This is a genomic window from Pseudomonas sp. N-1-13 (assembly GCF_057787095.1).
The window spans coordinates 3,749,288-3,764,577 of record NZ_JBYNRI010000001.1 but is presented as its reverse complement, the minus strand read 5'-3'; the positions used below and the strand labels follow the sequence as shown (position 1 = coordinate 3,764,577).

The 15,290-nt window shown below is 60.5% G+C and carries 12 protein-coding genes; 2 read left to right on the top strand and 10 right to left on the bottom strand.

Features of this window, described 5'->3' with window-relative positions; all coding sequences use genetic code 11:
• Positions 1 to 25: 25 nt before the first annotated feature.
• Genes AC3I65_RS16825 through AC3I65_RS16810 form a run of 4 tightly spaced genes read right to left on the bottom strand, consistent with a single transcriptional unit; the run spans position 26 to position 5,587 of the window.
• Complete coding sequence (locus AC3I65_RS16825) at positions 26 to 1,975, bottom strand: acetyl/propionyl/methylcrotonyl-CoA carboxylase subunit alpha (protein WP_076383980.1); 1,950 nt, start codon at positions 1,973 to 1,975, stop codon at positions 26 to 28.
• Complete coding sequence (locus tag AC3I65_RS16820) at positions 1,975 to 2,790, bottom strand: gamma-carboxygeranoyl-CoA hydratase (protein WP_047228470.1); 816 nt, start codon at positions 2,788 to 2,790, stop codon at positions 1,975 to 1,977. Before AC3I65_RS16820 ends, AC3I65_RS16825 begins: the two co-directional genes overlap by 1 nt.
• Positions 2,791 to 2,803: 13 nt before the next feature.
• Positions 2,804 to 4,411, bottom strand: a complete 1,608-nt coding sequence (locus AC3I65_RS16815; protein ID WP_076383981.1) for a carboxyl transferase domain-containing protein — start codon at positions 4,409 to 4,411, stop codon at positions 2,804 to 2,806.
• A gap of 12 nt (positions 4,412 to 4,423) precedes the next feature.
• The gene (locus tag AC3I65_RS16810) at positions 4,424 to 5,587 is read right to left on the bottom strand and encodes an isovaleryl-CoA dehydrogenase (protein WP_047228468.1); all 1,164 of its coding nucleotides are present in this window, start codon (positions 5,585 to 5,587) and stop codon (positions 4,424 to 4,426) included.
• Between the two features lie 187 nt (positions 5,588 to 5,774).
• Between AC3I65_RS16810 and AC3I65_RS16805 the strand changes: the two genes are divergently transcribed.
• Entirely contained in the window at positions 5,775 to 7,472 is a 1,698-nt protein-coding gene (locus tag AC3I65_RS16805; RefSeq protein WP_076383982.1) for an AMP-binding protein, read from the top strand.
• Between the two features lie 629 nt (positions 7,473 to 8,101).
• On the opposite strand, the gene AC3I65_RS16800 is transcribed toward AC3I65_RS16805, so the two are convergent.
• From AC3I65_RS16800 to AC3I65_RS16790, 3 genes are all read right to left on the bottom strand, one after another.
• Positions 8,102 to 9,001, bottom strand: coding sequence for a hydroxymethylglutaryl-CoA lyase (locus tag AC3I65_RS16800; RefSeq protein ID WP_288912735.1), 900 nt, complete (start codon positions 8,999 to 9,001; stop codon positions 8,102 to 8,104).
• Between the two features lie 47 nt (positions 9,002 to 9,048).
• Complete coding sequence (locus AC3I65_RS16795; RefSeq protein WP_047228465.1) at positions 9,049 to 9,450, bottom strand: MerR family transcriptional regulator; 402 nt, start codon at positions 9,448 to 9,450, stop codon at positions 9,049 to 9,051.
• A 192-nt stretch (positions 9,451 to 9,642) separates the two neighbouring features.
• Entirely contained in the window at positions 9,643 to 10,572 is a 930-nt protein-coding gene (locus AC3I65_RS16790) for a LysR family transcriptional regulator (protein WP_047228464.1), read from the bottom strand.
• Positions 10,573 to 10,750: 178 nt separating this feature from the next.
• Here AC3I65_RS16790 and AC3I65_RS16785 point away from each other — a divergent pair, with 178 nt between their 5' ends.
• Positions 10,751 to 11,980 (top strand): acyl-CoA dehydrogenase, encoded by a 1,230-nt coding sequence (locus tag AC3I65_RS16785; protein WP_047228463.1) that lies wholly within the window; start codon positions 10,751 to 10,753, stop codon positions 11,978 to 11,980.
• A gap of 72 nt (positions 11,981 to 12,052) precedes the next feature.
• Here the strand turns inward: AC3I65_RS16785 and AC3I65_RS16780 are convergent, their stop codons facing one another.
• The 3 genes from AC3I65_RS16780 to AC3I65_RS16770 all read right to left on the bottom strand — a co-directional run bounded on the left by AC3I65_RS16780 (position 12,053) and on the right by AC3I65_RS16770 (position 15,269).
• Positions 12,053 to 12,922, bottom strand: a complete 870-nt coding sequence (locus AC3I65_RS16780; RefSeq protein ID WP_047228462.1) for an isocitrate lyase/PEP mutase family protein — start codon at positions 12,920 to 12,922, stop codon at positions 12,053 to 12,055.
• Positions 12,923 to 13,156: 234 nt separating this feature from the next.
• A complete protein-coding gene (gene astA / locus AC3I65_RS16775; RefSeq protein WP_488524013.1) occupies positions 13,157 to 14,191 on the bottom strand; it encodes an arginine N-succinyltransferase in 1,035 nt (344 codons plus the stop codon).
• 61 nt (positions 14,192 to 14,252) lie between these two features.
• A complete protein-coding gene (locus AC3I65_RS16770) occupies positions 14,253 to 15,269 on the bottom strand; it encodes an arginine N-succinyltransferase (RefSeq protein ID WP_047228460.1) in 1,017 nt (338 codons plus the stop codon).
• Between the last annotated feature and the right edge of the window lie 21 nt (positions 15,270 to 15,290).

Below are 15,290 nucleotides of genomic sequence, written 5' to 3'. Positions count from 1 at the left end.
TCGGCCCGTGGGAGCGGGCCGATACTTACTCTTCGAACTCCACCAACGCGCAGCCCTCGCTGACCATTTCACCTTCCTGGCAATACAGTGCCTTGATCACACCGGCTTGGGGCGCGCGAATGCTGTGCTCCATTTTCATCGCCTCCAATACCACCAGTTGCGCCCCGGCTTCCACCGTCTGACCGGCGCTCACCAGCACCCGAACGATACTGCCGTTCATGGGGGCGGTCAGGCCGCCTTGGTGGCTGTGGCTGGCTTCGGCGGCGGCCAGCGGGTCGTACACGTCGACTCGGTGCAGGTCACCTTCCCATTGCAGATACAGGCTGTCGCCCTGGCGAATGGCGCGATGCCTGCGCCGCAGGCCATTGTGCTCGGTCACCAGTTGCTCACCCCGGAATTCTGTACGACCAGCCGTGACGTCCAGGGTCAATGCTCGATCCTGGCCCTCACAGCTAAGGTGCACAGTGGTCTGTCTTGGCAGCCCCAGACGCAGTCCGGCGGTGTTGGCCCAAGGTGAGTTGGCGTCATCGGACCGTGCATGCGGCGTCAGACTCAAGGCGAAGCCATGGGCCGCCGCGAGCCAGAAGTCGTCATCCAATTCGCCGGGCTCTGGCAATAGTTGCGTCTGGTAACGTGGGATAAATCCAGTGTCCAGCTCCGCCGCCGCAAAGGCGGGGTGGGCCACGATGCGTCGTAGAAATCCGATGTTGGTTTTCAGCCCGCCGATGGCAAACTCATCGAGCATGCTCAAAAGCCGCAACCGCGCCTGTTCACGATCCTCGCCCCAGGCAATCAGCTTGCCGAGCATCGGGTCGTAGAACGGTGAAATCTCATCGCCTTCCTCCACGCCGCTGTCGACCCGACGACCCGGTGCCGCACTCGACTCGCGATACAACGCCAGGCGCCCGGTAGCCGGCAGGAAGTCGTTGGCCGGGTCTTCGGCGTACAGGCGCACTTCGATAGCGTGGCCCAACAGGGGCACTTGCTCCTGTGTCATTGGAAGCCGCTCGCCACGTGCCACGCGAATCTGCCATGCCACCAGATCGAGGCCGGTAATGGCTTCGGTGACCGGGTGTTCGACTTGCAGGCGCGTGTTCATCTCCATGAAGAAGAACTCACCGCGTGCATCCAGCAAAAACTCCACGGTACCGGCACCGACATAACCGATGGCTTGAGCCGAGCGCACGGCGGCTTCACCCATGGCACGCCGCAGTTGTGGGGTGAGGCCGGGGGCAGGGGCTTCTTCCACCACTTTCTGATGCCTACGCTGGATCGAGCAATCACGCTCATTGAGGTACAGACAGTTGCCGTGCTGATCGGCAAAAATCTGGATTTCCACGTGCCGTGGCTTGAGCAGGTATTTTTCCACCAGCATCCGCGAATCGCCAAACGACGATTGCGCTTCACGCTGGGCCGAAGCCAAGGCTTCGGCCAGTTGGCTGACGTCCTCGACCACTTTCATGCCTTTGCCGCCGCCACCGGCAGTGGCCTTGAGCAGTACCGGATAGCCAATGCGTTCGCAGGCGTCGCGGAAGGTCTCCAGGTCCTGGGCTTCGCCGTGATAACCGGGCACCAGAGGCACACCGGCGGTTTCCATGAGGGCTTTGGCGGCGGACTTGCTGCCCATGGCATCAATGGCCGAGGCGGGCGGGCCGAGGAAGATCAAGCCGGCGTTTTCGATGGCCCGGGCGAACCCGGCATTTTCCGAAAGAAAACCATACCCGGGATGGATGGCCTGGGCGCCGCTGGTCTTGGCCGCGTCGATCAGTTTGTCGATTTGCAAATAGCTGTCAGCGGCCTTGCTACCGCCCAGGTCAACGCGGATATCGGCTTCACGGCTGTGACGGGCATCGCGGTCGGTGGCGCTGTGGACGGCCACTGTGGTCAGCCCCATGGCCTTGGCGGTGCGCATCACGCGACAAGCGATTTCACCACGGTTGGCCACCAGCAACGTGGTGAGGATGGGGGCGCTCATCAACGCGGCTCCTTGTTGTTCGATTCGGCCTGCCAGCTGGGCGAGCGCTTTTGCAGGAACGCTCGTAAACCTTCCTGGCCTTGCGCACTGACGCGGATGCGGGCGATGGCGTTTTCGGTGTAGCGCCGCAATGCAGGTGTGAGGGCGCCGTTGCCGACTTCACGCAACAGTTCCTTGCTGGCGCGCATGGCCGCCGGACTGTTGAGCAACAGGTTGTCGACCCATTGTTCGACCTGCTGGTCCAGTGTTTCGGCCGGGTAGCTTTCCGACAGCAGACCGATTTCTTTTGCCCGTTGTCCGTCGAAGCGTTCCGCGGTCAGGGCGTAACGCCGCGCGGCCCGCTCTCCGATGGCTTGCACCACGAACGGGCTGATCACCGCCGGCGCCAGGCCAATGCGTACTTCCGACAGACAGAACTGCGCTTGATCAGCGCCAATGGCCATGTCGCAGGCGCTGATCAGCCCCAGCGCACCGCCAAACGCTGCGCCCTGGACCACCGCCACGGTAGGAATTTTCAACTTGGCGAGGTTGTACATCAGCTCCGCCAGTTCCCGGGCGTCGTCCAGGTTGGTGTGGTAATCGAGTTCGGCCGACTGCTGCATCCAGGCCAGGTCGGCACCGGCGCTGAAGTGTTTACCGCGACCACGGATCAGCAGAAAACGCAGGTTCGGATCACTGCTGACATGGTCCAGGGCAAGGATCAGCTCGCGGATCATTTCGGCGTTGAACGCGTTGTTTTTCTGCTCACGGCTGAGCCACAAGGTCGCAAAGCCGCGGGGGTCGCTGAGCAGTTCGAGGGTGTTGAAGTTATCCATGTGCATTCCCCGTTTACATCCGGAACACGCCGAAGCGGCTCGGTTCGATGGGCGCGTTCAATGACGCGGACAAGGCCAGGCCCAGTACATCGCGGGTCTGGGCGGGGTCGATGACCCCGTCGTCCCACAGCCTCGCGCTGGAATAGTAGGGGTGGCCCTGCTCTTCGTACTGATCGAGAATCGGTTGTTTGATTTCAGCTTCTTGGGCGGCGCTGAACGGATGGCCGCTACGTTCGGCCTGTTCGCGCTTGACCTGCACCAGTACGCCGGCGGCCTGTTCGGCACCCATCACGCCAATCCGCGCATTCGGCCACATCCACAGGAACCGTGGGTCGTAGGCGCGGCCGCACATGCCATAGTTGCCGGCACCAAAGCTACCGCCGATGATGACCGTGAATTTCGGCACCTTGGCGCAGGCCACCGCCGTCACCAGCTTCGCGCCGTGTTTGGCGATGCCGCCGGCTTCGTATTTCTGCCCGACCATGAACCCTGTGATGTTTTGCAGGAACAGCAGCGGGATGCCGCGTTGACAGGCCAGCTCGATAAAGTGCGCGCCTTTTTGCGCGGCTTCGGCGAAGAGGATGCCGTTGTTGGCGAGAATCGCGATCGGGTAGCCGTGCAAGTGAGCAAAACCGCAGACCAGCGTCGTCCCGAACAGCGCCTTGAACTCATCGAACACCGAACCGTCCACCAGCCGCGCAATCACTTCACGCACGTCAAACGGCTGCTTGGCGTCCGCCGAAACCACGCCGTACAGCTCGTCGCTCGAATACAGCGGGGCGATGGGGGCACGTTGCTGCACTTCGCCGAGCTTGTGCCAGTTCAGGTTGGCAATGCTGCGGCGGGCAATGGCCAGGGCGTGTTCATCGCTGTCGGCGTAGTGGTCGGCGACGCCGGAGATCTTGCAGTGCACATCGGCACCGCCCAGGTCTTCAGCACTGACCACCTCTCCGGTGGCCGCTTTCACCAGCGGTGGGCCGGCCAGGAAGATCGTGGCTTGCTGGCGAACCATGATCGCTTCGTCGGCCATCGCCGGCACGTAGGCGCCACCGGCGGTGCAGGAGCCCATGACCACGGCAATTTGTGGAATGCCCATGGCGCTCATGTTCGCCTGATTGAAGAAGATCCGCCCGAAGTGCTCACGGTCGGGAAACACTTCGTCCTGGCGCGGCAGGTTGGCGCCGCCGGAGTCCACCAGGTATATGCACGGCAAACGGTTCTGTTGAGCGATGGTCTGGGCGCGCAGGTGCTTTTTCACGGTCAGCGGGTAATACGAACCACCTTTTACGGTGGCATCGTTGGCGACAATCATGCACTCGACGCCTTCCACCCGGCCGATCCCGGCAATCACGCCAGCGGCCGGCACGTCTTCGCCATACACCTCGTAAGCTGCCAATTGGCTGATCTCGAGAAACGGCGAACCCGGATCGAGCAAGCGATTGATGCGCTCACGGGGCAGCAGTTTGCCCCGCGAGGTGTGGCGCTCCTGCGCCTTGGGGCCGCCACCTTGTTGAACCTGAGCGAGCAGGGTGTGCAAAGCGTCGACCTGTTTGAGCATCGCCTCGCGGTTGGCAATAAATTCCGCTGAGCGCGGATTGAGCTGGGTATGCAGCGTGGCCATGGACAGCTCCGTTTAGCGGGTTTCGTTGAACAGTTCACGACCGATCAACATCCGACGAATCTCACTGGTACCAGCACCGATTTCGTACAGCTTGGCGTCACGCAGCAGGCGACCGGCGGGGAATTCATTGATGTAGCCGTTACCCCCCAGAATCTGGATCGCGTCGAGGGCCATCTGCGTGGCGCGTTCGGCGCTGTAGAGGATGACCCCGGCGGCGTCCTTGCGGGTGGTTTCGCCGCGCTCGCAGGCTTGGGCCACGGCATAGAGATAGGCTCGGCTGGCGTTGAGCTGGGTGTACATGTCCGCGACTTTGCCTTGGATCAACTGGAATTCGCCGATGCTCTGGCCGAACTGCTTGCGGTCGTGGATGTACGGCACGATCAGGTCCATGCAGGCCTGCATGATCCCGGTAGGGCCGCCCGACAGCACGACACGCTCGTAATCGAGGCCGCTCATCAACACTTTCACGCCGCCGTTGAGCACCCCGAGGATGTTTTCTTCCGGGACTTCGACGTCATCGAAAAACAACTCGCAGGTGTTGGAGCCGCGCATGCCGAGCTTGTCGAATTTGTTGCTGCGACTGAAGCCTTTCCAGTCGCGCTCGACGATGAAAGCAGTAATACCGTGGGGGCCTTTTTCCAGGTCAGTCTTGGCGTAGATCACGTAGGTGTTGGCGTCGGGACCGTTGGTGATCCAGGTCTTGCTGCCGTTGAGCACGTAGTGGTCGCCGCGCTTGTCGGCCCGCAACTTCATCGACACCACGTCAGAGCCGGCGTTGGGTTCGCTCATGGCCAGTGCGCCGATGTGTTCGCCGCTGATCAGCTTGGGCAGGTACTTGGTTTTCTGTTCGTGATTGCCGTTGCGGTTGATCTGGTTGACGCAGAGGTTGGAGTGGGCGCCGTAGGAGAGGGCGACCGAGGCCGAGCCGCGGCTGATTTCTTCCATTGTCACCACGTGGGCCAGATAACCCAGGCCAGCGCCGCCATATTCTTCCGGGACGGTGATGCCCAGCAGGCCCATGTCGCCGAATTTGCGCCACATGTCGGCAGGGAACAGGTTGTCGATGTCTATCTGGGCGGCCCGTGGCGCTAGCTCAGCTTTGACGAAGGCCTGCACCTGATCACGGAGCATGTCGATGGTTTCGCCGAGGGCAAAGTTCAGGGATGGGTAGCTCATGGGACACCTTTTGGATTTTTTGTCGGGTGTGGAGAGGGGGGATTGGCTCTCACCTTTACGTTAACGTAAGCCTGTGACGAATGGCTGTCAATCACCCTTTACGTTAACGTCAACTTACGCCAAAGTAAGTGCGCTTGAGTCAGCAGGTTCACCGATACACCCACTAATAAAGACAAGAGGGGTCATCATGGATCAACCCGGTTCGCAATCGCAGCTCAGCTACACCCGCGGCTCCCAGGACAAGACTCTGCTGGCGCACACCATCGGCGAGGCCTTTGATCAGACTGTGGCCCGGTATCCCGATGGCGAGGCGTTGGTGGTTCGCCATCAATCGCTGCGTTATACCTGGCGGCAACTGGCCGAAGCCGTCGACTTGCATGCCCGAGCCCTGTTGGCGCTGGGCTTGAAAGCCGGCGACCGTCTTGGCGTGTGGGCCCCCAACTGTGCTCAGTGGTGCATCAGCCAGTTCGCCAGTGCGAAGATCGGTGTCATTCTGGTCAACATCAACCCGGCGTATCGCAGTTCCGAACTCGAATACGTGCTCAAGCAGTCAGGTTGCCAATGGCTGGTCTGCGCCGCAGCGTTCAAAACTTCGGATTATCACGCCATGGTGCAAGCGCTCGCGCCTGAACTGGCGGAGCAATCGATAGGCCAGTTGCACAGCGAGCGTCTGCCGCTGCTACGAGGCGTGATCAGTCTGGACGCCCAACCACCGTCAGGCTTTTTACCCTGGTCACAACTGGCAGCCCTTGGCGCTGCGGTTTTGCCTGAACAACTGGTCGAGCGCCAGGCCAGCCTGCATCATGATGACCCGGTGAATATCCAGTACACCTCCGGCACCACCGGGTTCCCCAAGGGCGCGACCCTCAGCCATCACAACATCCTCAACAATGGTTACATGGTCGGCGAAAGCCTGGGTCTGACGGCGAGCGACCGGCTGGTGATCCCGGTACCGCTCTACCATTGTTTCGGCATGGTCATGGGCAATCTGGGCTGCATGACCCACGGCAGCACCATGATCTACCCCAACGACGCCTTCGATCCGTTGCTGACCCTGCGTACCGTGGCCGAAGAAAAAGCCACGGCGCTGTATGGCGTGCCCACCATGTTCATCGCCATGCTGGACCAGCCGCAACGAGGCGATTTTGATTTGTCCAGCCTGCGGACCGGGATCATGGCCGGGGCCACTTGCCCCATTGAGGTGATGCGCCGGGTCATCAACGAGATGCACATGGCCGAAGTGCAGATTGCCTACGGCATGACGGAAACCAGTCCTGTGTCGTTGCAGACCGGTCCTTCAGACGAACTGGAATTGCGCGTGACCACCGTTGGCCGTACCCAGCCGCAGTTGGAGAGCAAGATCGTCGACGAGGCCGGCAATATCGTTGCCCGTGGCACCATCGGCGAGTTGTGTACCCGTGGCTACAGCGTGATGCTCGGCTACTGGGACAACCCCAGCGGCACTGCTGACGCCATCGATCAGGACGGCTGGATGCACACCGGCGACCTGGCGACCATGAACGAACAGGGTTATGTCTGCATCGTCGGACGCAACAAGGACATGATCATCCGAGGCGGTGAGAACATTTACCCGCGTGAGCTGGAAGAATTTTTCTTCACCCACCCCGCAGTGGCTGATGTGCAAGTGATCGGCATTCCGTGCTCGCGCTACGGTGAAGAAATCGTCGCCTGGATCAAGTTCCATCCCGGCCACAGCGCCACCGAGCAAGCGTTGCAGGCCTGGTGCAAAGAGCGCATTGCCCACTTCAAGACGCCACGTCATTTCAAGTTCGTCGAGGAGTTCCCGATGACCGTGACCGGCAAGATCCAGAAGTTCCGCATGCGCGAAATCAGCATTGAAGAACTGCGCGAAAAGGAAAGCTGAGAAAAATCCCCTGTGGGAGCGGGCTTGCTCGCGAATGCGGTGTGTCAACCAAGGTGATATGGCTGACACATCGGCGCGGAAAACCCAAATCCCAGATAGCACAAAGGGGAGCCGAAGCTCCCCTTTAATTTTGTCGTTACGTGCTCTTTTTTTTATTATTGAGGGGCGGCCTGTTGTTGTTTTTAGTAGCCGTGACCCTTTACCGCTGTTTTGGTGATCCCCATCCGGGATCAAGAGCAAACGTATTTTTTTGAGCGCTGACCTGCTTTTTCGCTTCGCGATCCAACCGATTCGGGGGCTACCTGAAGGTAGTTTTATTGTTCTCTGCCCGGTTGCGGGTTGCTCCTGAAAGCACCCTGAAAAGCCCATCTTCTCCAAAAAAATCTGTTAGCTGCGCCTCTGTCGTGTTGTTTTTGTTATGTCAGAGTCGTTTCGTCTTGTTTTTATTGGGTGTATCGCATTTTTTATTTTTGTTATGCCAAAGGTATAGCAGGGTGCGTGCCAACTTTTATGAATGCTTTATAAATCAATGACTTGGGCTTTTTGTCGGAAATATCCGCCCGTCCAGACCTGACAAATTGTTTCCGTGTTACTCGTTTCGTAGCTGTTACACCGGGAGCGGTAACACCTCACTGTGCGGCGCGCGCCTTGGCTACCCGCGAACCGGTAGGGCGACCCAGTACGTCACAGATCTGCTGGCCGGCAGCCATCAGTGCGTCCAGGTCGACGCCAGTTTCAATGCCCAGGCCATTGAGCAGGTACAACACGTCTTCGGTGGCAACGTTACCGCTGGCGCCCTTGGCATACGGGCAACCGCCCAGGCCTGCGACAGAACTGTCGAACACGGCGATGCCTTCCAGCAGACTGGCGTAGACGTTGGCCATGGCTTGGCCGTAGGTATCGTGGAAGTGCCCGGCGAGCTTGTCCCTGGGCACTTCAGCCGAAACCACCTCGAACATCTTGCGTGTGGCGCCAGCGGTGCCGGTGCCGATGGTGTCCCCCAAGGACACCTCGTAGCAGCCCATTGCGTACAGTTCGCGGGCGACCCACGCCACTTGTTCGGGCTTGACCGCGCCTTCGTACGGGCAGCCCAGCACGCAGGAGACGTAACCGCGCACGCTGACACCGTTCTGCCGGGCGGCTTCCATGATCGGCGCAAAGCGCTCAAGGCTTTCCTTGATGGAACAGTTGATGTTGCGCTGGGAGAACGCCTCGGACGCGGCGGCGAACACGGCGACCTCTTTCACGCCGGCTGCCAGCGCGTCTTCAAAACCCCGCAGGTTCGGCGCCAGGGCGCCATAGGTGACGCCGGGTTTGCGCTGTATCTGCGCGAACACCTCGGCGGAGCCGGCCATTTGCGGTACCCACTTGGGCGAGACAAAACTGCCGACTTCGATATAACCCAGGCCGGCGGCGCTCAGGGCATCCACCAGGTGCACCTTGTCGGCGACACTGATGGGTTGTGCTTCATTCTGCAGGCCGTCGCGAGGGCCAACTTCAATCAGGCGTACAAAGGAGGGAAGGGACATGGGGATTGACCTGTAGTGGGCTGCCAGTATCAAGAGGATGACGATGATTACTGCACGGTTTCCTGACCTTTGATCGTCTGCTCCAGGGCCTGGATGCAGCGTTCTTCGGCGGTGTCGAGTTCCAGCTTCATCTGTTCGATGTCCAGCAGTTGCTGTTCGAGCTGTTCCCGACGTTCGGTGATCTTCGCCAGCATGCTGTGCAGTTGTTTCTGGTTGCCGCTGGTGGGGTCGTAGAGTTCGATCAGTTCACGGCACTCGGCCAGGGAAAAACCGATGCGCTTGCCCCGCAGGATCAGCTTCAGGCTGACCTTGTCCCGAGGCGAATAAATGCGTTCCTGGCCACGTCGCTCCGGGCTCAGCAGGCCTTGCTCTTCATAGAAGCGGATGGCCCGGGTGGTGATATCCAGTTCGCGGGCGAGGTCGGAGATGCTGTAGGTCTGGCTGCTCATGGAAGCGCTCGAAACGAAAGGGGCTGGCGCTAAGCTAATGGCAGGTTGACGTTCACGTCAAGCAATCAGATCCCAATGCAGACACACCCCTTGTGGGAGCGAGCCTGCTCGCGATAGCGGTATACCTGTCAGCATTAATGTTGACTGACCCGGCGCCATCGCGAGCAGGCTCGCTCCCACAATTTTGATCGCCTAAACCTTGTCGAGCTTCTTCTCATGCGCCGTCACCTGCTGGCACAGCTCGATCATCTGTTCGCGCATCCAGCGATTGGCCGGGTCCTGGTCGGTGCTTTCATGCCAGTAGAGATGGGTTTCCACGGGGGGCACATCGTTGACCGGCAACACGAAGGCATGCAGATCGTGACGACGGGCAAAGCGCTCGGGGACGGTCATGACCATGTCGGTCTGTTGCAACACCTGGGACGCCATCAAGTAATGCTGGGAGCGTAGGGCGATCTTGCGCTGGATGCCCATCTTGCCCAGGGCCAGGTCGACATAACCCAGACCGTTACGGCGGCTGGAAATATGCACATGAGTCTGGGCCAGGTAATCATCGAGGCTGATTTTTTCCTTGCCCGCCAGTGGGTGCCCCTTGCGCATGGCGCACACGTACCGGTCTTCCATCAGCTTGACGTGGCGCACTTGCGGGTCGGTATTGAGTGGCGCGTCGACGGCGAAGTCGAGGCGACCGGCGGCCAGTTCCTTGGTGGTTTCACGGCGCTTGGACAGGAAGCTCTCGATGGCCACGGTCGGCGCCAGGCGTCGCAGGCGCTGGAACAACAGAGGCAGGATCACGCCTTCGGTGAGGTCGGTCATGCTGATGCGGTAGGTCTTGACCGCCTGCAGCGGATTGAAAATCCGGCTTTCCTGCACCGACACTCGCAGCAACGATAAGGCATTGCGCACCGGGCCAATGATGTTCTGGGCCATGGGCGTGGGCACCATGCCCTGGGCCGTGCGCACGAACAGCGGGTCATTGAAGGTCTCACGCAAACGCGCCAGGGCATTGGACACCGCCGGCTGAGTGATGCCGACGATCTGTCCAGCGCGGGTCAGGTTGGCTTCGGTGTAGATCGCGTCAAAAACGATAAAAAGGTTGAGGTCGACCTTGCTCAGATTCATGGCGCTGCACTCTTGTTCTTGGGCTTGTTGTGAGGTGCCGGGTGGCGATGCAAATCAGTGAACCATATATCGGTGATGAATGTTAATACACGCCGAGAATAGGTTAGGTAAATTTTCGTAGCTGAACTAGCATCGATTTCATGACCTAAAAACAACCTCTGCCAAGAAGGTGCTTCTCATGGATTTTGCGTATTCCCCCAAGGTTCAGGAACTGCGTGAACGTGTCACCGCGTTCATGGACGCCTACGTATACCCGGCTGAAGCAGTGTTCGAACGACAAGTGGCCGAAGGCGACCGCTGGCAGCCCACCGCCATCATGGAAGAGCTCAAGGCCAAGGCCAAAGCCGAAGGGCTGTGGAATCTGTTCCTGCCCGAGTCTGAGCTGGGCGCTGGCCTGACCAACCTCGAATACGCGCCGTTGGCAGAGATCATGGGCCGTTCGTTGCTGGGGCCGGAGCCGTTCAACTGCTCGGCGCCGGACACGGGCAACATGGAAGTGCTGGTGCGTTACGCCAATGAAGAACAGAAACAACGCTGGCTGGAACCGCTGCTGCGCGGCGAGATCCGATCGGCCTTCGCCATGACCGAGCCGGACGTTGCTTCTTCGGACGCCACCAACATGGCCGCCCGCGCCGAGCGCGATGGCGACGAGTGGGTGATCAACGGCAAGAAGTGGTGGACCTCCGGGGCCTGTGATCCGCGCTGCAAGATTCTGATCTTCATGGGCCTGAGCAACCCCGACGCGCCGCGTCATGCCCAGCACTCGATGATTCTGGTGCCGGTGGACACGCCTGGGGTAAAAATCGTACGTCCGCTGCCGGTATTCGGCTACGACGATGCGCCCCACGGCCACGCCGAAGTGCTGTTCGACAATGTGCGGGTGCCGTACGAAAACGTCTTGCTGGGTGAAGGGCGCGGTTTTGAAATTGCCCAGGGTCGCCTCGGCCCGGGTCGGATCCACCACTGCATGCGTTCCATCGGCATGGCCGAGCGTGCATTGGAGTTGATGTGCAAACGTGCCGTCAGCCGCACCGCCTTCGGCCAGCCGTTGGCGCGCCTGGGCGGCAACGTCGACAAGATCGCCGATTCACGGATGGAAATCGACATGGCGCGCCTGCTGACCTTGAAAGCGGCGTACATGATGGACACCGTCGGTAACAAGGTCGCCAAGAGTGAGATCGCCCAGATCAAGGTCGTTGCGCCGAACGTGGCCTTGAAGGTCATCGACCGGGCCATCCAGATCCACGGCGGGGCAGGGGTTTCCAACGATTTCCCGCTGGCCTACATGTACGCCATGCAACGCACCTTGCGCCTGGCCGACGGCCCGGATGAAGTACACCGCGCCGCCATCGGCAAGTTCGAAATCGGCAAGTACGTGCCCAAGGAGATGTTGCGCAGCGGGCGCTAAGAGCTAGCCGATCATGAGCCTGTGGCAGCAAAGCTCTGCTCCCACAGGCTCATCTTGTGGGGGGGAGCTCGCTTACTCCTTGACGCTCATATATTCCTCGGCCCAACGGATGTAATCCTCGGGCTGGGTGTAAGTGTGGGTCAGCTCGGTGGCGCTCAGGTCTGACGCCTGGGTGAAGATCTGCCGCTGTTCGCGCAGGCTGTCATAGGTGGCCTTGATCGCGGCGAAGTAGGCACCGTGACCATCGATGGTGACGCGCACGCCGAGTTCCGCCAGGCGTTTGTCGTCACGCAGCAACGGATTGCCATAGGTGACGAGCATCAACGGCACGCTCAGGTTTTCGCTGATCTGCGCCAGGTGGTCGAAGTCCTGCACACCCACCATGCAAATCCCGTCGGCGCCGGCACGTTCGTATTGCTGGGTCCGACTGATGATTTCCTGGACCGGTAGGATCCCGGCGTTGGTGCGGGCAATGATCGCCATTTCCGGGTCGACCCGGGCTTCCAGCGCTGCGCGAATCTTGCCGACACCTTCGGCGACGCCGATCAGGTCGGTGGATTTGCGGCCGAACTGGGCCGGCAGCAGCGTGTCTTCGATGGTCAGGGCCGCCACCCCGGCGCGTTCGAGTTCGATGATGGTGCGCATCACGTTCAGGGCGTTGCCATAGCCGTGATCGGCGTCGGCAATTACCGGCAGTTGGGCTACGCGGCCAATGCGCGTGGCCTGCTCGGCGAATTCGCTGAGTGTGATCAGGGCAAAGTCCGGCGCCCCCAACACTTGCAGCGACGCGACCGAGCCTCCCAGTATCCCTACTTCAAAACCCAGGTCGGCGGCGATGCGCGCTGACATCGGATCAAACACCGAGGCGGTGTGGTAGCAGGTTTCGCTCGCCAGCAGTTGGCGAAAGTTGCGACGCAAGTCTTGATGGGAAAGCCTGGGCATATGAGTTCCACCATTGGAATGGAAAGGCTTGAGCAAAAGTGTCAACGCCGAAAGATCCAAAGGCTATCACGCGCAAGGCTTAAAGATGATGACGAATGTGCATGGGCTATGTGTGTGCCGGATTGCAGAGGATCCCGACAGGCTGTCAGCGATGATCGAGCTGACCAAGGTGCAGGCAAAGGGGGCGGAGGCTAATGCGTGTCAGTGGGTAAGGTATTTGTGCTCGAGCCCAGCCTATGCCGCCGCCGCTTGCCGCCCCTGTTGAAGCAACGCCACGGCGCGCACCGTGTCACCTGGTTGCATTTGCAGACGTTTGGCCGTGAGACGGTCCACCAGCAGGCTGTGACCGTGCTGGTGGGCTCGGGCACTGGTTACGCGGCAACTCGCCAGCCGTCGGTTATGGATCAGCCAGACCGGTGCCTGTTCGTCCGGCATACCGATGGCCAGGGTCAGCGACTGGCTGTCGCGCACGGTCCGGATTTTCGCCACTGGCGCTTCGATCACCGGGCCGCCATCGAAAATGTCGATGTAGCCTTTATGGGCAAAACCCTCGGCGCCGAGGATTTTCAGGGCCGGCTCGGTATTCGGGTGGGCCCTGCCGATAGCCGCTTGGGCCTGTTCGGTGAGCAGGCAGGTGTACAGCGGTTGGCGCGGCATCAGCTCGGCGATGAAGGATTTGTTGCCCATGCCGGACAATTGGTCGGCGTAGCTGAAGTCTTTCTGGAAGAAGTGCCGGCCCAGGCTGTCCCAGAACGGTGAACAGCCGTGCTCGTCGGCGTGTCCTCGCAATTCGGCGATCAGTTTTTCACCGAACAGCTGGGAAAACTCGGCCACGAACAGCAAGCGCGCCAGGGACAGCAGGCGTCCGTTATGGCCGCGGCGGTGTTCAGGATGCAGGAACAAGGAGCAGATCTCCGATTGCCCGGTCATCTCATTGTTGAGGAACAGCGTGGGTATCTGTCGCTGGATGCCCAGTTCAGGCGCGGAGCTGACGGTGACCCCGACTCGATAGTTGTACCAGGGCTCACGCAGCCCGACCGCACCGGTCAGGGCGCTGATACCGACTACTTGCCGGTCATCGTCCTCGAGCACGAACAGGTAATCGGCATCGGCGCGTTCGACTTGTCCGGCAAAGGTGCGCTGGGCCCAGCGCACTCGATGGGCCAGGCGTTCTTCGTTGGCCGGCAGGCTGGTGAACCCGGGGCCCGCGCAATGGGCCAGGTCCAGCAAGGCGGGCAGATCCGTCAGAGCGACCGGGCGCACAATCATGATGCAGCTCCTTCATCGTGCCAATCGGGGCGCTGATGCCAGGTGAGGAATCGCGTCAGGTTCATAACGCAACCACCCGGGCCCGCTCGCCGTCGGTGATACCCAGTGCTGCCAGCATCTGCGGTGTCAGGGACACGGTGCCCTCGGCACTGACGTCAAGCTCGGCCACGATGGCCCGGTAATTCTCCAGGCCGTCGTTGCTCAGCAGAAAGCGGCCGCCGAGGTCAATGTCTGAGCATTGTCGGGCCGTGGCTATACGGCTTTGGGTGATCGAGCGGATGTTCGCCACACGAGCATGCAGTGTCGGCCCGCCGTCGAAGATATCCACGTAGCTGTTGGTTTCGAAACCCTCGCGTTCCAGGATGTCGAAGGCTTCCTGGCCGTCGGGATGCACCCGGCCGATACAGGCTTGGGCCGCCTGGGACAGCATGGGTACATAAATCGGGTATTGCGGCATCAGTTCGGCGAGAAAGGTGCGGCTCTGCAGACCGCACAAGCGTTCGGCTTCGGCGTAGGGTAGGTCGAAAAAATGCTGGCCGACGGCATCCCAGAACGGCGACTGACCGTCATCGCTGCTGAAACCAACGATCTCGGTGATCACCGATTCGGCAAAACGTTGCGGATGGGCGGCGATGAACATCAGCCGCGCGCGGGACAGCAACTCCGATTCCGGCGTGCGTACCCGTCCGGCGTCGATATGAAAACCGCGCAGCAGCGTCTGGCCATTGAGGTCCTGGCACAGCGACAGCGCGGGTACGCCGTGCTGGATGTTCAGTTCCCGGGACTCGCTGGTAAACGGGCGATGCCGCAGGCTGTAGAACGGCTCATTGCAGCCGGTGCTGGCGAGAATCTCGGAACAGCCGGTCAATTGCCCGGATGCCAGGTCCTCCAGGACGAAGAAATAATTCTCTGCGCCAGGGCTCTGCACGTCGGTCTCGAACGAGGCACATGAATCGAGGATTTTGTCCCTCAGGCGTTCGGTATCGTCGGGAAGCGATGTGACGCCCACCAGACTGTCGCGGGCCAGTTGCTGCAATTGCGGCAGGTCGCTTAATTGAACTGGACGTAAGGCCAGCATGGATTGCACTCCTTTTCCAAA